The sequence below is a fragment of the Luteimonas sp. A501 genome (assembly GCF_054052085.1).
This window is the reverse complement of sequence record NZ_JBSVRI010000001.1, coordinates 552,570-572,409: the sequence shown is the minus strand read 5'-3', so window position 1 is coordinate 572,409 and position 19,840 is coordinate 552,570. Positions and strand designations below refer to the sequence as shown.

Genomic DNA, 19,840 nt, shown 5'->3' with positions numbered 1-19,840 from the left:
TCGCTCCCGCTACCTTGGCCCGATTCAAGGAGGGGCCCATGGCCGGAAACAGCAGCATGGCGCGCAGCGCGCAGATCTTGCGGTTCGTGTTGAAGCATCGCGGTGCCGGCCTGTTCGGAGGTGCCGACGTGGACATCGCCGATCTGGACGCAGAGGTGGTGGCATCCAACGACGACACCACCGGACCGGAGGCCTTCGTCGACGACCTTGAGGCCCTGGGGCCGACATTCATCAAGATCGGCCAGTCGCTTTCAACCCGACCGGACATGGTGCCTGCGCCCTATCTCGTCGCACTGGAACGCATGCAGGATGACGTCCTGCCGGTACCCGCAGCTGCGATCCGCGAACTGATCGAAGCCGAACTGGGCGTGCGCCTGGGCAAGCTGTTCCGCGAGTTCGACGACGTGCCGCTGGGCTCCGCCTCACTGGCGCAGGTACACCGTGCCGTGCTCAACGACGGCCGCGAGGTCGCCGTGAAAGTGCAGCGACCGGGCGTGGATCTCGAGATCCGCTCCGACCTCGACACACTTGCCAACATCGCGCGCCGCGCCGATGCCAGCACCCGTATCGGACGCCGCCTGCGCTTCTCCGACTGGGTCGACGAATTCCGCAAGACCCTGCTGGCCGAACTCGACTACCACCTTGAAGCCGACAACCTCGAACGGTTCCGCGAACGCCTGGCCGACTACCCTGAAATCCTGGTGCCCGCCCCGCTGCGCAACCTGAGCACGCGCCGCGTGCTGACCATGGAACTGATCCGCGGCACCAAGGTCACCGCACTCAGCGGCCTTCGCCGCACCGAGCACGACTACGCAGCGCTCACCGCCGCACTGATGCGCGGCTATCTGGACCAGGTCTTCGTGCACGGCGAGATCCACGCCGACCCGCATCCCGGCAATATGCTGGTGACCGAGGACGAGCAGCTCGCGATCTTCGACCTCGGCATGGTCGCGCACGTGCCCCCGAGGCAGCGCGAGCATCTGCTGAAGCTGCTGTTCTCGGCGATCGACGGTCGTGGTGAAGAGGTGGCGGACGAGACCATCGCGATGTCGATCCTGCTCGAAGACTTCGACGAAGTCCGCTACGTGCGCGAGGTGAGTCACCTGGTCGCGCGCTATGCGGCACATGGCAGCTCGCAGGCGCTGTCGGAAGGCCGCTTGATGATGGAGCTGGCGCGACTGAGCGTGGCCTGCGGGCTGCGCTCGCCTCCCGAACTTCACATGCTGGGCAAGACCCTGCTGAACCTTGAAGGCGTGTGCAATGCGCTGACGCCGGAGCTGGACGTCAAGCGCGTGGTGGAGGGCCACCTGCAGGCGCTGATGCGCCAGCGCGTGCGCCAGGCATTCTCACCAGCACGGCTGGCCGGCGACGCGATCGAACTGCAGAACCTGCTGCAGGAAGCGCCACGCAAGCTGTCGAACATCCTGTCGCTGGTGTCCGAGAACAAGCTGCAAGTGCGGATGGTCGGGCTGCAGGAGTCGCGGCTGACGGAGAACCTGCAGAAGATCGCCAACCGGGTGGCAGCGGGGGTGATCGTGGCTGCGCTCATCCTGGCGAGTGCGATGCTGATGCGCGGGGATGTGGCCGGACCTACGTTGTTTGGTTACCCGGCAGTGGCGATGGGGATGTTCCTGCTGGCTTCGGCGTTGGGGTTCGGGATCGTGCTGAGTGTGCTGTTTAGTGATCGGCGGCCGAAGGTGCGGGAAGAGCGCGGCCCGAGGGCCTGACTCTCAGGGGGTCGAGCCGAACCGACAGTCTGAATCCGATCCGACAGAATGGGTCTTCACGCTTGCCTGATTCATCGTCATGGTTCCGCACCTGTCCTTGACCTGCGGCGTCGTTGATATGGGAGTGGCCGTCAATACGAATGTGTTTGCGGTTGGCGTCCTCATGTTGAGGTTGTAGTACGCCGTTCCATCCCGGGGCGAGACCTGCGGCTCCACTGTCGCCCAGAATGTCTCGTAAGTATTGTTGACGGTGTGGTGCCGTTCCGCCCTCTGTGCCAATTCCACCAGGTCCGCTTGTGCTTGCCCTCTTCGGGCCTTTCGCACTTGCTCCTGGTAGTTGGGCACTGCGATCGCCGCCAAGATAGCGACGATCGCCACGGTCACCATCAGCTCGATAAGCGTAAAACCCATCGAGCGGCTACCTGTAGTTGCAAGCTCATACGTGCGCTTCATTGCACCTGCCTCCACGACTGGCGCCCGCACGGATACGGAAGATACATGGGGTCGGTCCCCGCAACGGTTACCGCCATCCAGCAGTTCCTGCCAGTAGGGTCCGGCACCGGGGCACCTGGCGCTGCAGGAGTTACTGGAGGCAGGCCCGGCAATGCGAACACCCCAACATCCTTCACGGGTGCGGTTCCTCCTGTTGCCAAAGTGACGGCAGCGGTACCCGCCTCGTAAACCGGCTCGACATCGGGATTTGGCAGGTTGTGCGGAGAGCCGTACACAGACGACAAACCTGGCGCACCGGTCCTTGCATTGAGCCCGAACAACCAGTTATTGCCTCCAGTTGAACACCCTGTAGTGGCGGCATTGGGGACGTAGGTCGGCATGAACACCATGCCAGTCGCGATGTTCGGATACCCTACGAAGCGCTCGCCCGCGGGCAGGTTCACGTACCAGCCCTGCGGGAAAAGGGGCGACACGGTGTCCATGGCCAACCCACGCGCATCGGTCCCTGCCCCGACCGTATAGCGCGTGAGCTGGTTCAGCCTGAGGGTCTCCGTGACCGGGCCACGCACCGTGTCATTGATCGCATACAGGGATTGGGGCGTCTCGTCACGGCCGTCGTCTTCGAACGAGAAACTGCCGGTGCCGAAGTAAAGCATGACCCCGCCGCCCGCGCCGGTGGTCACAGCCATGCCACCGGTGATCGGTTGACGGAATGCACGGCCACCTTCCGGAATTGTCTGCGTTACAAATACCGGCAGTTCGGGTTCTGCCGGCACCTCGTCGCGCAGGTCGAACTTCCAGATGGCACCGCGCTGATCCGCAGCGTAGACAGTATCCGCAAAGCCGTCGCGAACTGGGCTGGTCAATTCGGAGCCGCCCCAGCGATCGACCACGACAATGTTGCCGAGCCCATTGCTCCCCGTAGGCACGTTCGGGCCGGCAGCCTCTATGGCACGAACCGTCCGGATGGTCGGATTGGCCGCATCGTCGATATCGACCACGAACAGCACGGCGTCGCCGGTCTTGCTCTGATAGCCATTGCCGAATACAGCGACCCAGCGGATATCATCGTCATGCGTCTTCACCGGCACGATCACCGGCTTCCCGAGCACGAAGCCAATGTCGTCGACAACATCCTCGTCGAGAGACGTGTTCAGGTCACTGATTTCCCAGAGACGGTCACTTCCGTCGAACCCGGCAGGGTTGTCCACGTTCAAGGCATAGATCCCACGCCCACCAGCACCCGTCGTGCCGACGAGCACCGTATGCCAGCCACCGCCGTAGTGGGCGTCCGAGACTACAACGGGACCATCCACGTAGTAGCGGTGCTGGAACTTCTGATCGTTCTCATTGGTCGGATCGTTTGGAATCAGCAGATTGCCCATATGCCCAAGCGACGTACCGGGAATGTATGCGAAGCGCTCGCGCCCGCCGGCAGAGTCGATGGTCCCGCCCTCGCTGTCCATTCCTCCATCAAACGCGTGCAGCATGCCGTCGTTCGCCCCGACGTACACCATGTAGCGCCGGTCCTCCTTATCTTCCAGATACTCGGCATAACTGCTGCCGTAATTGATCGAGTCGTGGGATCCCAGCGCGCGATAGCCATAGTCGTCGGAAGGCGCACTGATGACCGGCGTCGAGTTGACGATGTCTCCGATCTTCGAGCTGACCCGCCTGCGCAGGTGGCCCGCCCCAACGCCCTCATGGGTCTCGTCGCCCCTGAGGTAGTCGACCGCATCAGCGATGTCGAAGCCCATGTTTTCGATGTGCGTCGTTCCGCCGGGATGCGCAGGCGCGCACAGGGACATCGACGAATACAGGCCCGCCGGCTTCTCACAAAGGTCGCTCAGAGAGAGAGAGCCTGCCGCGAAGGGCAGCACGTCACCTTCGCGTGCGAAGTAGATGCGACGGTCATCCGGCTGCGGGAGTCGCGCACTCGCGCTCCATCCGCCCGGACCGAATGTCGCCTCACGGGTAACGGGGTTCACGCTTACCTGCTGGGCTTCGATGTCGCCATACCAGTCAGTGCCATCACTTTCGGTGGTCACCTCATATCGCGGAGTCACCGTCAGCGATCCGGTACCGATTCGGGCACCGGTGAGCGCTATTGCACCAGACGGCGATGCGCCGGCACTGACGGATGCCAGGATTCTCCGCATCGCTGTCACGATGTCGGCAGGCGTACGCGCATTGATGAAGTCACCGCGAGTATTGACAGTCGCATGCCAGATATCGTCCACAGTGCTCCGCGCACCGGATGAGTAGCCCGGCCACTTCGGACTACTCCAGCCAGCGTACGCGTCATGCGGATCCTGCGGCGCATCCGGGTCGAATCGCTCGCCTCGCGCTCCCAGGGTCACGCCGTAAAAGTTCATGTGAAGATTGGTCTGGCAGTTCAACTTTCGCCGTTCCGGGCTATCGGGCCCCGAACACGCCGCAGGTACGGGCACCTGGCCCGCTGCCAGCGTGTCGTTCAAAGGGGACACGCCACCAGCGCCAACCGCATTGCTGCCTTCATTGAAGTAATACTGGCTGGCGATCGCCGCCATGCTGTTTGCCGGTGTCGGATCAAATGGAGCACCCAATTCCGCCAACCCACCCGCAGAGCTCGCGACATTGCTGAATCCGTCCGTGAAAAGCATGCCTCCATTGCGCTGGCAGGCCAGTTGGACCGGTGCGTTGCCATCCCTACGCTGGAACTGGGCACCCATGTGGTTCACGGCCGGCAGGTTGGGCGTATTACCGCTTGCTGGCAGCTTCATCATGCTTTCGTACAAGTTCAATCTATCTGTGGCGTCTGACATGTCGCGCATTGCCAGATTCTGATAAGAGCCGTTGATCGTGAAGTAGCCTACCCGCAGGTTGTTGATAGTCGCCAACGAGCGTGTCATGCCCGCGACCATCGCTCGGTTGCGGTTGCCATAGTAGGAAAACCAATTCGCAAAATTCTGGAGCGCCGCAGTGTCAGCAGACGTGATCCTGTACTTCCAGAGATTACAATCGGCGCCACAAGCACCAACAGCCTCGGAGGGTGTGATTCCCGCGTAATCGGACAGTGCGCTGGGCAGTTTTTCCTCCAGATAGAAGGTAGCGGGATAATGGCGGATATAAAGCGCGCAGTTCGCGCTCATCGTGTGGCCGCTGCTGCCAACCTCCCGCCAGCGGTTACCGCCACTTCCGCCGGAGTCAAGCCCCCCACAGTCGGAGTTCGACACCAGCCGATACTGGGTTCCACCAGGGAGGACCATGTGGGTGTAGGCCTGGAAGCGGAAACTGGAAGCCTCCCCGAGAAAGTTGGACGCAAGATTGACAGTGTCATCGTCCCTGGGGTCGATGAGGGTAGCAGTAGTGCTTGCGTTTCCCGCGGGGTTAGAAGTGTTACTGCTGTACGGCGTACCGTCGCTGTTCAACCATGGCTGGTACTGCACGCGGGGGTCGAAGTAGGCAGGGTTGAAGTCAGGTGATCGGGCGAAACCATAATTGTCCACGGGCGGGATGCCGTAGTAGGTGTTCCCGCTTCGCGGCCCGATGTACGAGTAGTAATAGCTGCAGCTTCCACGACTACCGCTCAGTCCTGTCCTCAACGCTCCGTCCGAAAAAAAGCTCCAACCGGTTGCACTATTATTGTTCGGCCCACTCCAGCAGCCACGACCGTCAGCTCCGGGGAACTGGTTTTGATAGGTCATCGAGCCAGAGTCATCAACCGCCATGATGAACGCTGCCGGCACCTGCACTTCGGTATTCATCGGCGCCTGTGCCAAAGGCTTTTCAGGATGAGCCTGCACGGCGAACGCTGAGTACGCCAAGTATCCTCCTGCACCAAGAACCGCAAGAACTGCAGCAACATTCAGCTTTTTGCGACGGGCTGTCATGATCGTGGACCTCAAAGCTTGTACACGGCGTCGATCGCCGCGCTTGAACTAGGGTTGGTGGTCGAGTCGGCGTCGTACGTGGTGATCTGGTAGATCTTGGTCGGGGCTACGCTGCCATCCGGGCCAATACCCATCGCGATCGACGACTCGCCCACGATGCACTTGTCGATCTGCCTCACGCTCCGTGCCGGGGCGGAAGCCAGCGTCTGTCCATCCAGCCAATGCCCCACGTCGAAACCGTCGTCACAACGTCGGTTGATCGCGGCCTCGCTGATTACATCGCAGCCTGTCGTCGTGGTGCCGTCCTCGATGTCCTGGATGGTGCACTCGGTGCTACGCAGGTTTCCTTCGGTGTTCTGGAAGGCCATGTTCACGGCCCGGTAGTTGGCAGCCATCCGCTCCTGCATGCCCGCAACCTGCATACCGACGATGCCGATCAGTGCGAGCAGCACCAGCATGATCAGCGCCACGTAGAGTACCGCGCCGCGCTGGCGGCCAAAGCCCTGTGGCGGGCGGACGGAGTGGGTTCGCATGCAGAAGGACGTCATGGTCAGTTCCCGAACAAACGGTTGCGCAAGGCGATGGTCGCTTCGTACGACGTGCGATAACGTCCATCGTTGTCCACTGCAGGCAGGAAGCGCAGACCCAGCACCCTTACATCGGTCGCTACGCCACTGGTCGCCTGTGGCGAAGTCGCGCGATCAGGACTGCTCGCGAGCATTCCTATCTGTACGAGGCCCACCCGCTGCCACTCACTCGCATCCGCCGCGAGCACATCCGCTGTTTGATGCTGGGTGATATTGCCGACCGGTGGATTGGTGGGCGAGATATCGATGGTTTCGTCCAGGCCATACAGCAGTTGCAGGCTTTCAATACCTTCAACAAGCTCTTCGACCGCATAGGCTCCGCCGTTGTACCTCGCCCGATGCAACGCCGGCTCATTGGACGCTCCTTCGGCGACGTAATAGACGATCGAATTGGCCCGATACAACAGCGTCTGGCCGGCGGGATGAGCGTTGTACTTGGCAGCCAGCGCCGGCGTGAGCGACGCATCCACCTTCACGTTGCCACCATCGCCTGCGCCCGCGAAGACATCCGCATGCGAGCAGTCGGCCATACCGAACAATGTCGGATTGGCAACGCCCTCGTCGGTAAGTACCGGCCAACCCGGCGGCGGGTCCTCGACGGCAACTGGAGCGCCCGGAATGGTCAGCTGCGTGGTTTCAATCGCCATGACCGGGGTTCCGCGGGAGCCAAGATAGCGAAGCACGATCACGTCACTTCCCGGCAGCGGCTCCAGGTCCTGAATTGCTCCCGGGAGCGTTGGTGACCATCCAGCGGCGGGCGCGCCCCCGATGGTTACCGAATCTCCAGGTGCGGTTTCGGCGGCTTCGTATCCTTGAATGGAAACGGAAAAATCGAGGGGATTCCCCGCCCCGGAGGTAAATGTTCCGAGATGACTCACTGGATCGCCTTCGCCCCGAACCAGATGCGCCTGATCGTTGACGCAACCATAGTGCCCGGCCATCCGGATATCGCGCTGCAGGAAGTCCATCGCAAACCTGGAATTCTCCTGCACTCGAGCCATGCCTTCGGACATCTGGTAGGCAGCGCGCGACGCTGAGAACACCTGCACCAGCCCCAGAATCAGCAGGGAGCCGATGAGGAGCGCCACAAGCAGCTCTATCAACGTGACGCCTTGACTGCGCCGAAGGGAAAGGTACATGGGATGTCCGTTCATAGCCGCGTAGTCAATGCAAAGTCGGTTTCCGCATCCGGGTTGTCGGGATCCCAACGCTGGTCCCCCCAGGAAATCGTGACCGTCACGGTACTGTTGTTGTACAAAACCGCGGCATTTGCCGTCTCACCCAACGTCCTTACCACCTGGCATTGCCACCGGACAATGCTCTGGGCCAACGACACAGAGCCCAGCGGACGGGTTTGACACGCCACCTCTGCCAGGTCCACCTCGCCGGCCTCGAATCCCGCGCCACTGCCCCCCGCGTACCACGCGGCTTGCGAACGATTTGCGCGCATCTGATCCAGGAGGTCGTAAGCCAGATTGGTGGCATGGGTGCGTTGCTGCGCGCTCTGCGTGAACCGCAGATTCATGGTTTGCAGCAAGGCAAACCCAAGCAGTCCCACTGCCAGTATCAACAAGGCGATCAATGCTTCGATCATGCTGAAACCACTACTGGAAGTGCGCCCGGAAAACCCGGACCTCCGAAGGCCAGTGCTCATTCGCATTCGCTTCTCTCCGTCCTGACCTGTCCCGTCGCCGTGAGGGTGAGCTCACGCACCAAACTGTGTCCGGCAGGGCATTTGATGGACGCAACAGTGAAGTCGACAGGCGTTACAGCGCGCCCCCGCTGATCAAACCGGAGGATCGCCTGCTTGCTGCTTGCCTTGATATCCAAGTCCGCAATTCCCTCCACGTACCGGAGCACCCTGTCGTTGATTCCGCCAGGCAATCCGTTACCGTCCTGATCCACCCAGACCATCCATCCATTCGTCCACGGCGAGGCGTCCGGCAGGCACGTAGTACCGTTGGAGCTCGGGCACAGCGCGGCTCCGCCTGGGCTGCGGATGGCTTCCGAACGCGCAAGCGACATGGATGCGATCAACTCATTGGTTCCAGTGGCGACCCTGTTTGATCGCATCGACCCCTGGAAACTGGGCAAGCCGATAGCCAGCAACACCGCCAGCACGGCAATCGTGATCATGAGTTCGATCAGGCTGAAGCCCGACAAACGATTTCGGCGCATGTCCCCTACCCGCTTTTACCGCTGAGTATCGGAAGCCTATCCGGGCTGGTGCTGGATGCAACCAGCCCGCGACAAGCGGTCAGCTCCGGCGGACGGACGTCTGGAAGCGTGACCGCCGCCTCAGGCCATCACCTCATAGCACCGCCGATACTCCCCACTGATCTTTATACGCCTCTGCAGGCCTGCGCGGCACGCAAACCACGGGAAAACCCCAACTACGCCGCATCGGAAGGCGGTGCTAGCGTGGCTTCCACCGCAGCCGCGACGCGAGCATCCACCCATGGACATCGGCTCCGCCCTTACAAAACTGGCCTCTTTCGAAGCGCCCATCGATCCCGTTCCACTGCCGGGGCCGGCCCCGAAAGCCGAACAACCTTCTTCGGAGCAGCCCACGGGACTGCACGAGCTGCCGCCCTTCCCGCCCGGGCTGGGCCTGCCTGGTGGCGCGCGTCGCGCCGAAGACGCAGGCGATGCCACGCCGACCGGGGACACGTTCACGGACGCCGACCTGTACGGCCCCAACGGGCCGGAGCCGCAGGACATCGATCAGGACGATCTCGGCGATTGCTACTTCGTCGCCACGCTGGCCGGACTCGCGAATTCCGCAGAGGGTGATGCCCGCATCGAGGAAAGCATCACCTACAACGAGGACACCGGCACCTTCACCGTGACGTTCTTCGAGGAAGGGCCGCTCGGCATCCCGGTGCCGGTCCAGGTCGAAGTGACCCAAGGGGATATACAGGACAACATCGACCGCAACGGCGGCAGCACGGTAGACAATCAGGGCAGCGGCCCGATCTGGCCGGCGGTGATGGAGGCCGCCTACGCCAAGCATGCGGGGGAGAACGCGACCTTCGCCGAGAAGATAGGCGCAGGAGTGGCCGGGATCAGCCAGATGGACCTGGGCTACCAGCTGATCGAGGGCGGCAAGGCGCGCAATGCCCTGTTCGACCTCACCGGCACCCGGGGGACGGACATTGATAACGCCTTCGTGGACCGCTGGGGCACCGGCCTCACGATGTTTGTGATCAACCAGGCGCTGGAGGACGGGCGCAGCGTGACCCTGTCCACCGACCCGGAGAATGTCGGCGCAGCCGAGGACGGGCTGGCGGACAACCACGTGTACCAGGTGGAACGGATCTACGTGGACGAGGACACCGGCGAGGTCATGGTGGAACTCCGGAATCCCTGGGCGCACAACAACACCGAGGGACACAGCAACAACAGCGCCATCGTGACCGTCCCGCTGTCCCAAATCACTGAGGACGGCGGCTTCGAGTACTTCAACATCGGGCCGGAAGGCTAGGTCCGGCGCCATGGGGCCGTTGGTCGACGCCCTCTCTGGTGCCACGAAGCGCAAGCGTGTTGTCCTGGCGCTTGCGCTGGCCGCACTGGGACTGGTCCTCACGTCGTGCCTGTATGATCCGACCGCCCACGCAAATCCGCCGAGCGAGACTTCGATGATCATTGATCAACTGGATGCCCCTGCTGGCGCCACCGAATTGGCGGCGTCGAGCGCGGATGCGGGTGCCGTGCGCCTGCACGACGAACTGGACACCTACCTGCGCGGGCAGTACAGGATTGCCGGGCAGCGGACATTCACCATTCCCGACATCGGGTGGACGGCACTGGACAGCCATGTCGCCAACGCCCTCGGGCACCTGTTGGGTTACGCAAGGCACGACGTGCCGTGGCGGCGCCCTGGCAAGGATCTGTTCGCCATCCACCAGGGAGACGACGACGCCATCGCGGTCGGCCTCCTGCGCGAACCGGGCGCCGACGGCCGCACGCTTGTCGGGTACTTCCAGTTGGAGGCCCCGGCGCCCTGAGGCAGCTGTCGTCCGGGGACACGTAGCGGTCGAACTTCGGCCCGACCTATCCCCTCAGGTCACCACCTCATAACACGGCCTGTACTCCCCGCTGATCTTCATCCGCCGCTGCTCCACGAACGCTCGCAGCAGCGCATCCAGCGACTCCATCATGTCCTTGTCGCCATGGATCTGGAACGGCCCGAATGCCTCGATCCGGCGCATCCCGTCTTCCTTCACATTCCCCGCCACGATCCCCGAGAACGCGCGCCGCAAATCGGCCGCCAACTCATGCGGCTTCCGCCCATGGTGCAGGTCCAGCCCCGCCATCGCCTCGTGCGTCGGCACGAACGGCTGCTGGAACGGCAGCGGGATATCCAGGCCCCAGTTGAAGTAGAACGAGTCCTTGTGCTCGATCCGCGCCTCGCGCACGCGCTTCACGCCCGCCGCCATGCGCCTGGCCACTGCCTGCGGATCACCAACAATGATCTCGTAGCGCTCGGTCGCGGCGTCGCCCAGCGTCAGGCGGATGAACTTGTCGATCTGCTCGAAGTACGGCGCTGACGCCACCGGGCCGGTCAGGATCAGCGGGAACGGCAGTTCGGCGTTCTCTTCGCGCAGCAGCAAGCCCAGCAGGTACAGGATTTCCTCGGCCGTACCCACGCCGCCGGGGAACACGATGATGCCGTGGCCGACGCGGACAAAGGCCTCCAGGCGCTTCTCGATGTCCGGCATGATCACCAGCTGGTTGACGATCGGGTTCGGCGACTCGGCGGCGATGATGCCGGGCTCGGTGATGCCGATGTAGCGCGGGCGGCGCTGGCGCTGCTTGGCGTGGGCGATGTTGGCGCCCTTCATCGGGCCCTTCATGGCGCCGGGGCCGCAGCCGGTGCAGATGTCCAGGCCGCGCAGACCGAGCTCGTAGCCCACCAGCTTGGTGTACTCGTACTCGACGCGGTTGATGGAGTGTCCGCCCCAGCACACCACCAGCTTGGGCTCCACGGGATACAGCAGGCGGGCGTTGCGCAGCTGGCCGAACACGGCGTCGGTGATGCCGGCGGACGATTCGAGGTCGGCGGCGTTCTCGGGGCCGAGTTCGATCGCCATGTAGGCAAGGTCGCGCACGGTGGCGAACAGCAGTTCGGCCACGCCGCGGATGATCTGGCCGTCAACGAAGGCCATGGCGGGCGCGGCCACCAGCTCGATGCGCAGGCCGCGGTCCTGCTGCAGCACCTGGATGTCGAAGTCGGGGTACATCTCCTGCGCGGCGCGGGGGTCGTCGTTGGCGCTGCCGCTGGTCAGCACGGCAAGCGCGCAGCGGCGCAGCAGGTCGTGCAGGCCGCCGGATGAGGCGTCCTTGAGCCGGGCCACTTCCTCGCGCGAGAGCACGTCCAGGCCGCCGCGCGGGTAGATGCGGGCGTCGACGGTGGGGAGCGTGGTGGTTTCGGGCATTGTTGCCTGGGTCATCGGTGTTCTCTTCTTCTTGTTGTCGTCGTCGTTTTCGGTGGTCGACTCTAGCGCAAAAAAGGAAACGGCCGGGGCATGCCCCGGCCGTTCCGTGTATCGCTGTGCGTCGCCGCTTAGAACTTGTACTTGACGCTCAGCATGACCGACCAGCGGGAAACAGCGGTATTGATGCCGTCGCCGTTGTTTTCCTGGATGCCGGTGTTGTCGGTCGAACCCGTGAAGTTGTAGACGTACTTGCCGGTCTCCGGGTTGATGCCCGCGTAGTTGGCCACGCGGCGGGTGGAGAAGAAGCCGTAGTCGTCGATCAGGCCCCAGTCCTTATTGATCAGGTTGCCGACGTTCATGATGTCCAGGGCGATCTCGGCCTTGTGACCTTCGAAGAACATCGGGACTTCCTGGCTCACGCGGACGTCGAAGCTGTTGGTCCAGTCGGTGCGGAAGGCGTTGGCCGGGGCCACCTGGCCACGGAAGCGCTGCAGCTCGGAACCCTCGCTGGCCATCCAGTCGAAGAAGTTCTGCTCCATCGCGGCGCCGCCCACCCACTCGACGTCGCCGGGGCCGGCGGGCACGTAGAACAGGTCGTTGGTGCCGGCGCTGTCGCCGTTGAAGTCGTTGTAGTAGATGTAGCTGAACGGACGGCCCGAGCGACCTTCATAGAACAGGCCGGCGGTGGTCATGTTGTCGCCGAACAGCGCCTTCTGCCAGGTCAGGGCCGCGGTGAAACGATCCTTGATCGCATAGCGCGAGTTGTAGCTGACCGGGTCGTTGGAGTTGAACACCATGGTGTTGTTCCAGTTCGACGAGTTCTGCGAGCTCGTCGCCGGGCTGAACTCGCTGGCGCTGGTGTAGGTGTAGCCCAAGGTCCAGGCCCACTGGTCGACCATCGGCTTGGACAGCGCAACGGTCAGCTGGCGGGCCGAACCCTTGTCGGTGTTGCGGATCACGATGGCCTGGTCGACCTCGGGGTGCTTGTTGGCGCGGTTGCCTGCATTGTTGCGGCCGTTGCTGATGCCATTGCCCGAGATATTTTCCGGGTTGTAGCCGGCTTCGTTCCAGTACATCGCGCGGCCGTCCTGGCCGTAGTGGGTCGGCCTGCCGATATCGATGCGGTCGAACCACAGGGCGTTCTTGTTCTTGGTGACCAGCAGCTCGGCCGATGCCACCAGGCCGTACCAGGGCAGCTCGTGGTCGAACGCCAGGTTGGCCTTCCAGATCGACGGCAGGGCCAGGCCCGGCTCCATGATGTCGGCGGTGATGCGCGGTGCCGAGGCGCCGCCACCGGCCGGGATCGTCGGCGGGACGGTCGGATCGAAGTCGGGAACATCGTCGCCGGTGATGTTGTAGGAATCGAAGTTCAGGCCGGTGTTCTGGAACGGACCGGCGAGCCACACGTTCGGGTTGCCGCCCTGGAACAGGCCGACGCCGCCGCGCAGCTGGGTCGGACGCTCGGTGTCGAAGGTGTAGTTGAAGCCGAAGCGCGGCTGCCACAGCTTCTTGTCGACGGTCACCGAGTTGTCGAGGCCGTAGATGTCCTGGATGCGCTGGTTGTAGATCGGCGAGTTGCCGAAATCAGGCATGTCCACGCGCACGCCGAACATCAGGGTCAGGTTGTAGTTGAGCGCCCAGGAATCCTGCACGAACAGGCCAAGGTTCTCGAACGAGTAGGCCGCCGGGATGTCGGCCATGCTGCCGCCGGCACGCGGCGCGCGCAGCTGGTAGTTCAGCGCCCTGCCCGCCTCGAAGGCCTCGAGGCTGTCGAACGTCCACGCACCGTTCACGTCACGGCCGTAGAAGTTGAGGATGTCGTTGTCTTCGTAGTCGAAGCCGAACTTCAGGGTGTGGTCGCCGACGTACCAGGTACCCGCGCCGAACACGGTCAGCTGCTCGGTGTCGACCACGTTGACGTGGCGGTTGCGCTCGGTGCCGAGGTTGATGGTGTCCTGGCCCGCGCCGACGTTGTTGATGATGATGGTCGGCAGGTCCGCATAAGTGGCGGCGATCGACGAGTAGTCGCGCTGCGAGACCTTGAATTCGGTGGAGAAGTTGTCGCTCCAGTCGCTGAACAGCTCGACGACCGTGCTCTCGAAGGTCTTGTTCTGGTCGTACCAGTAGCTCGACAGCGAAATGCTGCTGCCGCCGAAGCCGACCAGCTTGGGCACGATTTCCTCGGTCTTGCTGTAGCGCAGGGCCGCGCGGTGGTTGTCGCTGATGTTCCAGTCGAGCTTGACCGCGTATTCCTCGATGTCGGTCTCGGAAATGCTCGGCGGATTCATGGTGCCGGGATCGAAGCCGAAGCTGTTGGCGGCGGCGATCACGCGGGCGATGTCGGCATCGGTGATGTCACCGTCGCCGTACGGGGTGCCCGACAGGCTGGTGCCCGGGCGCGCGCGCTTGAACTGCTCGTAGTTGGCGAAGAAGAACAGGCGATCCTTGATGATCGGGCCACCGAAGGTGAAGCCGTAGGTCTCTTCCTTGTCGAAGCCGTTGAACTCGACGCCGCGCAGGTCGCTGCGCACCCAGTCGCCGTCGCGCAGGGCGTAGTACGCGCTGCCGTGGAATTCGTTGGTGCCCGACTTGGTCACGGCGTTGACCACAGCGCCGGTACCGCCGGAGATGGTGGTGTCGTAGTTGGCCAGGTCGATCTGGATTTCTTCGATCGCGTCCATCGAGACCGGCTGGCGCTCGGTCGGCATGTTGTTGGCTTCAAGGCCGAACGGGTCGGAGTTGCTGACGCCGTCGATGCGGATCACGTTGAAGCGCGAGTTCTGGCCACCGGCCGAGATCGAGCCATCGGCCTTGCTGACCTGCGAGATGCGCGGGTCGAGGCGGATGTAGTCCTGGATGTTGCGGCTGGCCGAGGGCAGCGCTTCGATGGTCGCGTTGTCCAGGTTGGTGCCGGTGCCCATCTTGTTGGCGCTGAAGATCTCCGAGCCGCCTGCCACGCCGACCGCGGTCACGGTGGCGAGGGTGGTCACGTCGCCGGCAAGCTGGGCGTTGACGGTGTTGGCCTGGTTCAGGCCGAGGAAGACATTGTCTTGGGTCCTGGTGCCGGCGCCGGCCTTGGTGATGATGATCTCGTACGGGCCACCCACGCGCAGGCCCCGGGCGCTGTAGCGGCCGCTCGCGTCGGTGGTCACGCGGCTGGTGGTGCCGGACTCGACGTGGACGATGGTGACTTCTGCATTGGTGACCGGCAGGCCGTCGCTTCCAAGGACGACACCACCCACGCCGGCGGACGTGCCGCTCTGGGCGAAGACGGGTGCGGCGGCAAGCGCGGCGATCAGGCCGAGCGAAAGTTTCGACACACGGAAGACGTTGCGACGGGTCATGGCTGGACTCTTGGTGGCAAGTAAACGGACCGCACCCCGGGGCACGGCAGGAAAAATTCGGGTTGTCCTGATCACGCCGCGACCGCCGGAGCGGCAGCGGTTAACAACAGATTAACACGGTAGTCCGGCTATATGACAGCCGGATGACGACTTCAGGCCGGGCGCATGCTGACCAGATAGCTGGCCAGGCCGTCGAGCAGCATCTGCACTGAAATCGCCACCAGCAGCATGCCCATCAGGCGCTCCACGGCGGTCAGGGCGCGGGCGCCGAGCAGCCGGTACAGGTAGGGCGCGCAGAACAGGATGGCCGCAGTCGCGCCCCAGGCGATCATCAGCGCCAGGCTCCATTCCCAGAGCCGGTCGGGTTCACGGGTGCCCATCAGCATCACCGCCGCCATGCCCGACGGCCCGGCGACCAGCGGCACCGCCAGCGGGACGATGAAGGGTTCGCCGCCCGGCAGTTCGCCCATCAGGCCCTCGGGCGGCGGGAAGATCATCCGGATGCCGATCAGGAACAGGACGATGCCGCCGGCGATCGACACCGATTCCTGGCGCAGGTGCATGACCTCCAGGGCGTGCTTGCCGACCCAGAGGAAGACCATCAGCACGCCCAGGGCGATCAGCAGCTCGCGCGCCAGGACGATGCGCTGCCGCTTGGGCGGCAGGTTGCGCAGGATGCTGAGGAACACCGGGATGTTGCCCAGCGGATCCAGGATCAGGAACAGCAGCAGGGCCGCGGACGCGATGGTCATGCGCGCGGCGCCCAGGCTTGCCCGCGATGGGCCGTGCCCGCGGGCGACAGCAGGGTGACGCAGGCAGCGGCGGCGGCGGCGGGATCGCGGGCGCGGCGGTCTTCATCGACCGCGTGGGCGCGCGCGCGCAGCGGCGTGCGCAAAGGGCCGGGGCGGAGGCCGTGGAAACGCACGGTGCCGTTCCTGTGTTCGGCGTGCAGGGTGTCGAGCAGGGCGCGCTGGCCGTGCTGGGCGATGCCGTAGGCGCCGCGGTAGGCGGCCGGCGCTTCGTCGTCGAGCACGAACACCACCGAGGCATCCGGCGCCTCGCGCAGCAGCGGCAGGCAGGCCTGGGTCAGCCACCAGCGCGCGCTGAGGTTCACGTGCAGGATGCGGGCGAAGTCACCCGGATCGGTGTGTTCGAGCGGAGTCAGGCCGGTGAAGTCGGCGGCGCAGTGCAGCATGCCGTCCAGCCGGCCCAACTGGGCGCCGATGCGCCCGGCAAGTTCGACATGGTCGCCGTAGTCCGCCCCGGCCAGGTCGAAGGGATAGTTGACCGGTTCCGGCAGCCCGGCCGGGGCGCGCGCGATCGCGTCGTACACGCGGTTGAGCTTGGGTACCTTGCGACCAAGCAGGACCACGGTCGCACCCGCGCGCGCGCAGGCGTGTGCCGCGGCCGTGCCCAGGCCGCCGTGGGCACCGGTCACCAGCACCACGCGCCCGGCCAGTGCGGCCGGCGCGTCGGGCGCCTCCGCGGCGGCCGGGGGCGTACTCACGCCTTCTGCGTCTCCGCGACCATGCGCGCCAGCTCGCCGGACTCGAACAGCTCCATGGTGATGTCGCAGCCGCCGATCAGCTCGCCGTTGATGAACAGCTGCGGGAAGGTCGGCCAGTTGGAAATGCGCGGCAGGTTGGCGCGGACTTCGGGGTCCTCGAGCACGTTGACGCTGTGCAGGGTCGCCATGTCGGCGCCGGCTTCGCGCAGCGCGCCCACGGTGCGGCTGGAGAAGCCGCACATCGGGAACTGCGGCGTGCCCTTCATGAACAGGACGATGGGGTGGCCGCTGATTTCGGCCTGGATCTTTTCGACGATGGCCATGGGGGCTCCGACGTGGTGTGCAGCGGGCCGTGGCCACGCAGCGCGTGATGGGGATCGCGCTATTGTAGCGTCCATGGCCATTGAACTTGCCGCCCTGCCCTGGGACCGCACCGCGCTCGAGCCGTACATCTCGGGCGAGACCCTCGACCTCCACCACGGTCGCCACCATCGTGCCCATGTCGAAGCCGTCAACGCCCTGGCGCCAGCGGCGGGCATGGGTACGGCCACGCTCGATGAACTGGTGCGCCGCGCCCAGGGCGCGCTGCAGCAGCACGCGGCGCAGGCCTGGAACCTGGCGTTCCAGTGGCGCTGCCTGAAACCTGCCGCGGCCGGCGGCGGCGGCGAGCCGCAGGGTGAGCTGGCCGATGCACTCGTGCGCAGGTTTGGCGACATGGCGCGTTTCCGCCAGCGCTTCGCGGCGATGGCCTGCGCATTGCAGGGGTCGGGGTGGATCTGGCTGCTGCAGCGGCCGGACGGCTCGCTCACCCTGGCGCTGACGGCCAACACCGCCTCGCCGCTCACCGGCGACGATCGGCCCCTGCTGACCCTGAGCCTGTGGGAGCACGCCTACCTGCTGGACCACCGTGAAGCCCGCGGCCGCTACATCGAAGCCGCGTGGAACCTGGTCGACTGGACCTTCGTCGCCTCGAACCTCAAATAGCCCCCGCCCATAACGACCCTGCAAAAGCAGCCTTTGCAGAAGCCGCTTTTGTAGGAGCAGCCATAGCTGCGAGCCACGGCGGCGGGACACCTCGCCATCGCAGCTATAGCTGCTCCTACATGACGCGGGTCGCAGCTAGGGCTGCTCCTACATCATGCTGAGGGCCCGGGAATCTATGGGGCCGGGTCGTTTCGAAGGCGGGCGATGACGGGTTCCACCTGGGACTCGCGGCCCAGCGCGCCGCCGACGCGCGCCAACGTATCGGCCAGCTCCGCATCCCCGTCCGCGCGCAGCGTCGCATGGCCGACCTTGCGCCCGGGACGCGCGGCCTTGCCGTAGTCGTGCCAGTGTCCGCCAGCCTCGGCCAGCACCGCGACGGGGTCCGGCATCTCGCCGATCCAGTTGAGCATGCAGCTCCGGCCCAGCGCGCGCGTTGCGCCCAGCGGCAGTCCGAGCACGGCCCGCAGGTGGTTGCCGAACTGCGATGTCTCGGCGCCTTCGATCGTCCAGTGGCCTGAGTTGTGCACTCGCGGCGCCATCTCGTTGGCCAGCAGCTCGCCATCCCGGCAGAACAGTTCCAGCGCGAACACGCCGACATAATCCAGCGCTTCCGCCAACGCGCGGGCGTACTCCACTGCGCGGGCCTCCAGCAAAGGCGCCACGCGCGCCGGCGCAAGGCTGGCCGACAGCACGCCATCGACGTGCCAGTTTTCGGTTAGCGGCCAGGTGCGGAACTCGCCATCACGGCCGCGCACGGCGACCACGCTCAGCTCGCGCTCGAAGGGCACGAAGGCCTCGAGGATCAGGCCCACGGTCGCTGCCTGGGCACCAAGTGCCTCCCAGGCCGACGCAGCATCGGCTACCGCGCGAATCCGGTACTGGCCCTTGCCGTCATAGCCCAGGCGCCGGGTCTTGAGGATGCAGGGCACGCCGAGTTCGGCCACCGCGGCGTCGAGGTCGGCGCGGGTATCGACGGGCACGTAGCCGGGCACCGGGATGCCGAGCTCGCGGAACAGGGTCTTCTCGGCCAGCCGGTCCTGGCTGGTGCCGAGCGCGCGCGGGTTGGGGAACAGCGGCACCCGCTCGCCCAGCCACTGCGCGGACTCAGCGGGCACGTTCTCGAAATCGAAGGTGGCGATGTCGATGCCCGACGCGAATTCCGCCAGCACCCCTGCGTCGCGGTAGTCACCTACCAGCAGGGGCACGAGCTGTCCGGCGCAGGCGTCGGCGCTGGTGTCCATCACCGAGAAGCGCAGGCCCAGGGGTGCGCCGGCCAGGGCCATCATCCGCGCCAGTTGACCGCCGCCAAGGATGCCGACGGTGGTCATCGCACGCACCTCGCGCCGGAAGCCGGCCGGACGCCCGCGCTCATCGGCGCGGGTCGTCGCCGGCGGCGACGTCATCGGTCTGGCGCTGGCGGAAGGCATCCAGCGCGGCCCTGACGTCCGCGTCGCCCGCCGCGGCAAGCTGCGCCGCGGCAAACAGCGCCGCATTGGCCGCGCCGGCATTGCCGATCGCGAACGTCGCCACCGGCACGCCGGCCGGCATCTGCACGATCGACAGCAGCGAGTCCATGCCGTTGAGCGCCTTCGATTGCACCGGCACGCCCAGCACCGGCAGCGGCGTCTTGGACGCGATCATCCCCGGCAGGTGCGCAGCGCCGCCGGCACCGGCGATGATCACTTTCAGGCCGCGGTCGCGCGCGCCGGCCGCGTACTCGAACAGCACGTCGGGCGTGCGGTGCGCGGAAACAACGCGCACCTCGTGCGCGATGCCGAACTCTTCAAGCTTCTGCACCGCGTGCTGCATGGTGTCCCAGTCGGATCGCGAACCCATCACGACGCCGACGACGGGCGGACTGTTGGTGGCGGTCATTGGCCGTCCCCGGTGGCAAAGACGTATTCTAGCGGCCCCACGCCGCGACGTAC

Annotated in this window: 17 protein-coding genes; 4 read left to right on the top strand and 13 right to left on the bottom strand. The window is 64.9% G+C overall.

Annotated elements, in window-relative coordinates; translation table 11 throughout:
* Window positions 1-38: 38 nt before the first annotated feature.
* Window positions 39-1,727, top strand: a complete 1,689-nt coding sequence (locus ACW7G5_RS02600; RefSeq protein ID WP_457001559.1) for an ABC1 kinase family protein — start codon at window positions 39-41, stop codon at window positions 1,725-1,727.
* Window positions 1,728-1,730: 3 nt separating this feature from the next.
* Here the strand turns inward: ACW7G5_RS02600 and ACW7G5_RS02595 are convergent, their stop codons facing one another.
* Genes ACW7G5_RS02595 through ACW7G5_RS02570 form a run of 6 tightly spaced genes read right to left on the bottom strand, consistent with a single transcriptional unit; the run spans window position 1,731 to window position 8,817 of the window.
* The gene (locus ACW7G5_RS02595) at window positions 1,731-2,180 is read right to left on the bottom strand and encodes a type IV pilin protein (RefSeq protein ID WP_457001557.1); all 450 of its coding nucleotides are present in this window, start codon (window positions 2,178-2,180) and stop codon (window positions 1,731-1,733) included.
* Window positions 2,177-6,052 carry a PilC/PilY family type IV pilus protein gene (locus ACW7G5_RS02590; RefSeq protein ID WP_457001555.1) on the bottom strand — a complete coding sequence of 1,292 codons (3,876 nt, stop codon included), beginning with the start codon at window positions 6,050-6,052 and terminating at the stop codon, window positions 2,177-2,179. Before ACW7G5_RS02590 ends, ACW7G5_RS02595 begins: the two co-directional genes overlap by 4 nt.
* A gap of 11 nt (window positions 6,053-6,063) precedes the next feature.
* Entirely contained in the window at window positions 6,064-6,600 is a 537-nt protein-coding gene (locus ACW7G5_RS02585; RefSeq protein ID WP_457001553.1) for a pilus assembly PilX family protein, read from the bottom strand.
* Window positions 6,601-6,602: 2 nt separating this feature from the next.
* Window positions 6,603-7,778, bottom strand: a complete 1,176-nt coding sequence (locus ACW7G5_RS02580) for a PilW family protein (RefSeq protein ID WP_457001552.1) — start codon at window positions 7,776-7,778, stop codon at window positions 6,603-6,605.
* Window positions 7,779-7,789: 11 nt separating this feature from the next.
* A complete protein-coding gene (pilV, locus tag ACW7G5_RS02575; protein WP_457001550.1) occupies window positions 7,790-8,293 on the bottom strand; it encodes a type IV pilus modification protein PilV in 504 nt (167 codons plus the stop codon).
* On the bottom strand, window positions 8,290-8,817 hold the full coding sequence (locus ACW7G5_RS02570; protein WP_457001548.1) for a GspH/FimT family pseudopilin: 528 nt from the start codon (window positions 8,815-8,817) through the stop codon (window positions 8,290-8,292). The genes pilV and ACW7G5_RS02570 overlap by 4 nt, the downstream gene beginning before the upstream one ends.
* Window positions 8,818-9,097: 280 nt before the next feature.
* Here ACW7G5_RS02570 and ACW7G5_RS02565 point away from each other — a divergent pair, with 280 nt between their 5' ends.
* Window positions 9,098-10,123: a C2 family cysteine protease gene (locus ACW7G5_RS02565; protein ID WP_457001546.1), complete on the top strand. Its 1,026-nt coding sequence runs from the start codon at window positions 9,098-9,100 to the stop codon at window positions 10,121-10,123.
* Between the two features lie 19 nt (window positions 10,124-10,142).
* The gene (locus tag ACW7G5_RS02560; protein WP_457001544.1) at window positions 10,143-10,646 is read left to right on the top strand and encodes a hypothetical protein; all 504 of its coding nucleotides are present in this window, start codon (window positions 10,143-10,145) and stop codon (window positions 10,644-10,646) included.
* Window positions 10,647-10,700: 54 nt separating this feature from the next.
* Here the strand turns inward: ACW7G5_RS02560 and ppnN are convergent, their stop codons facing one another.
* The 5 genes from ppnN to grxD form a co-directional block, all read right to left on the bottom strand.
* Window positions 10,701-12,077 carry a nucleotide 5'-monophosphate nucleosidase PpnN gene (gene ppnN / locus ACW7G5_RS02555; protein ID WP_457002831.1) on the bottom strand — a complete coding sequence of 459 codons (1,377 nt, stop codon included), beginning with the start codon at window positions 12,075-12,077 and terminating at the stop codon, window positions 10,701-10,703.
* A gap of 128 nt (window positions 12,078-12,205) precedes the next feature.
* Window positions 12,206-15,421, bottom strand: coding sequence for a TonB-dependent receptor (locus tag ACW7G5_RS02550; RefSeq protein ID WP_457001542.1), 3,216 nt, complete (start codon window positions 15,419-15,421; stop codon window positions 12,206-12,208).
* Window positions 15,422-15,573: 152 nt separating this feature from the next.
* Complete coding sequence (locus ACW7G5_RS02545; protein ID WP_457001540.1) at window positions 15,574-16,173, bottom strand: YhgN family NAAT transporter; 600 nt, start codon at window positions 16,171-16,173, stop codon at window positions 15,574-15,576.
* Window positions 16,170-16,928 (bottom strand): SDR family NAD(P)-dependent oxidoreductase, encoded by a 759-nt coding sequence (locus ACW7G5_RS02540; RefSeq protein WP_457001539.1) that lies wholly within the window; start codon window positions 16,926-16,928, stop codon window positions 16,170-16,172. Before ACW7G5_RS02540 ends, ACW7G5_RS02545 begins: the two co-directional genes overlap by 4 nt.
* On the bottom strand, window positions 16,925-17,251 hold the full coding sequence (grxD, locus tag ACW7G5_RS02535) for a Grx4 family monothiol glutaredoxin (protein WP_457001537.1): 327 nt from the start codon (window positions 17,249-17,251) through the stop codon (window positions 16,925-16,927). The genes ACW7G5_RS02540 and grxD overlap by 4 nt, the downstream gene beginning before the upstream one ends.
* 73 nt (window positions 17,252-17,324) lie before the next feature.
* On the opposite strand from grxD, the gene ACW7G5_RS02530 reads away from it, so the two are divergent.
* Window positions 17,325-17,912: a Fe-Mn family superoxide dismutase gene (locus ACW7G5_RS02530; protein ID WP_457001535.1), complete on the top strand. Its 588-nt coding sequence runs from the start codon at window positions 17,325-17,327 to the stop codon at window positions 17,910-17,912.
* A gap of 173 nt (window positions 17,913-18,085) precedes the next feature.
* On the opposite strand, the gene ACW7G5_RS02525 is transcribed toward ACW7G5_RS02530, so the two are convergent.
* Together ACW7G5_RS02525 and purE are read right to left on the bottom strand one after the other, a co-directional pair.
* Window positions 18,086-19,240 (bottom strand): 5-(carboxyamino)imidazole ribonucleotide synthase, encoded by a 1,155-nt coding sequence (locus ACW7G5_RS02525; protein WP_457002829.1) that lies wholly within the window; start codon window positions 19,238-19,240, stop codon window positions 18,086-18,088.
* Window positions 19,241-19,280: 40 nt separating this feature from the next.
* Window positions 19,281-19,787: a 5-(carboxyamino)imidazole ribonucleotide mutase gene (gene purE, locus ACW7G5_RS02520; RefSeq protein ID WP_457001533.1), complete on the bottom strand. Its 507-nt coding sequence runs from the start codon at window positions 19,785-19,787 to the stop codon at window positions 19,281-19,283.
* Window positions 19,788-19,840: the final 53 nt, after the last annotated feature.

What these genes read in the sequence shown, in the direction of transcription:
- grxD (WP_457001537.1), bottom strand. Translation starts at nt 17,251, where the DNA reads ATGGCCATCGTCGAAAAGATCCAGGCCGAAATCAGCGGCCACCCCATC.
- pilV (WP_457001550.1), bottom strand. Translation starts at nt 8,293, where the DNA reads ATGAGCACTGGCCTTCGGAGGTCCGGGTTTTCCGGGCGCACTTCCAGT.
- ppnN (WP_457002831.1), bottom strand. Translation starts at nt 12,077, where the DNA reads ATGCCCGAAACCACCACGCTCCCCACCGTCGACGCCCGCATCTACCCG.
- ACW7G5_RS02550 (WP_457001542.1), bottom strand. Translation starts at nt 15,421, where the DNA reads ATGACCCGTCGCAACGTCTTCCGTGTGTCGAAACTTTCGCTCGGCCTG.
- ACW7G5_RS02595 (WP_457001557.1), bottom strand. Translation starts at nt 2,180, where the DNA reads ATGAAGCGCACGTATGAGCTTGCAACTACAGGTAGCCGCTCGATGGGT.
- ACW7G5_RS02565 (WP_457001546.1), top strand. Translation starts at nt 9,098, where the DNA reads ATGGACATCGGCTCCGCCCTTACAAAACTGGCCTCTTTCGAAGCGCCC.
- ACW7G5_RS02530 (WP_457001535.1), top strand. Translation starts at nt 17,325, where the DNA reads ATGGCCATTGAACTTGCCGCCCTGCCCTGGGACCGCACCGCGCTCGAG.
- ACW7G5_RS02545 (WP_457001540.1), bottom strand. Translation starts at nt 16,173, where the DNA reads ATGACCATCGCGTCCGCGGCCCTGCTGCTGTTCCTGATCCTGGATCCG.
- ACW7G5_RS02585 (WP_457001553.1), bottom strand. Translation starts at nt 6,600, where the DNA reads ATGACGTCCTTCTGCATGCGAACCCACTCCGTCCGCCCGCCACAGGGC.
- purE (WP_457001533.1), bottom strand. Translation starts at nt 19,787, where the DNA reads ATGACCGCCACCAACAGTCCGCCCGTCGTCGGCGTCGTGATGGGTTCG.
- ACW7G5_RS02525 (WP_457002829.1), bottom strand. Translation starts at nt 19,240, where the DNA reads ATGACCACCGTCGGCATCCTTGGCGGCGGTCAACTGGCGCGGATGATG.
- ACW7G5_RS02580 (WP_457001552.1), bottom strand. Translation starts at nt 7,778, where the DNA reads ATGTACCTTTCCCTTCGGCGCAGTCAAGGCGTCACGTTGATAGAGCTG.
- ACW7G5_RS02590 (WP_457001555.1), bottom strand. Translation starts at nt 6,052, where the DNA reads ATGACAGCCCGTCGCAAAAAGCTGAATGTTGCTGCAGTTCTTGCGGTT.
- ACW7G5_RS02600 (WP_457001559.1), top strand. Translation starts at nt 39, where the DNA reads ATGGCCGGAAACAGCAGCATGGCGCGCAGCGCGCAGATCTTGCGGTTC.
- ACW7G5_RS02570 (WP_457001548.1), bottom strand. Translation starts at nt 8,817, where the DNA reads ATGCGCCGAAATCGTTTGTCGGGCTTCAGCCTGATCGAACTCATGATC.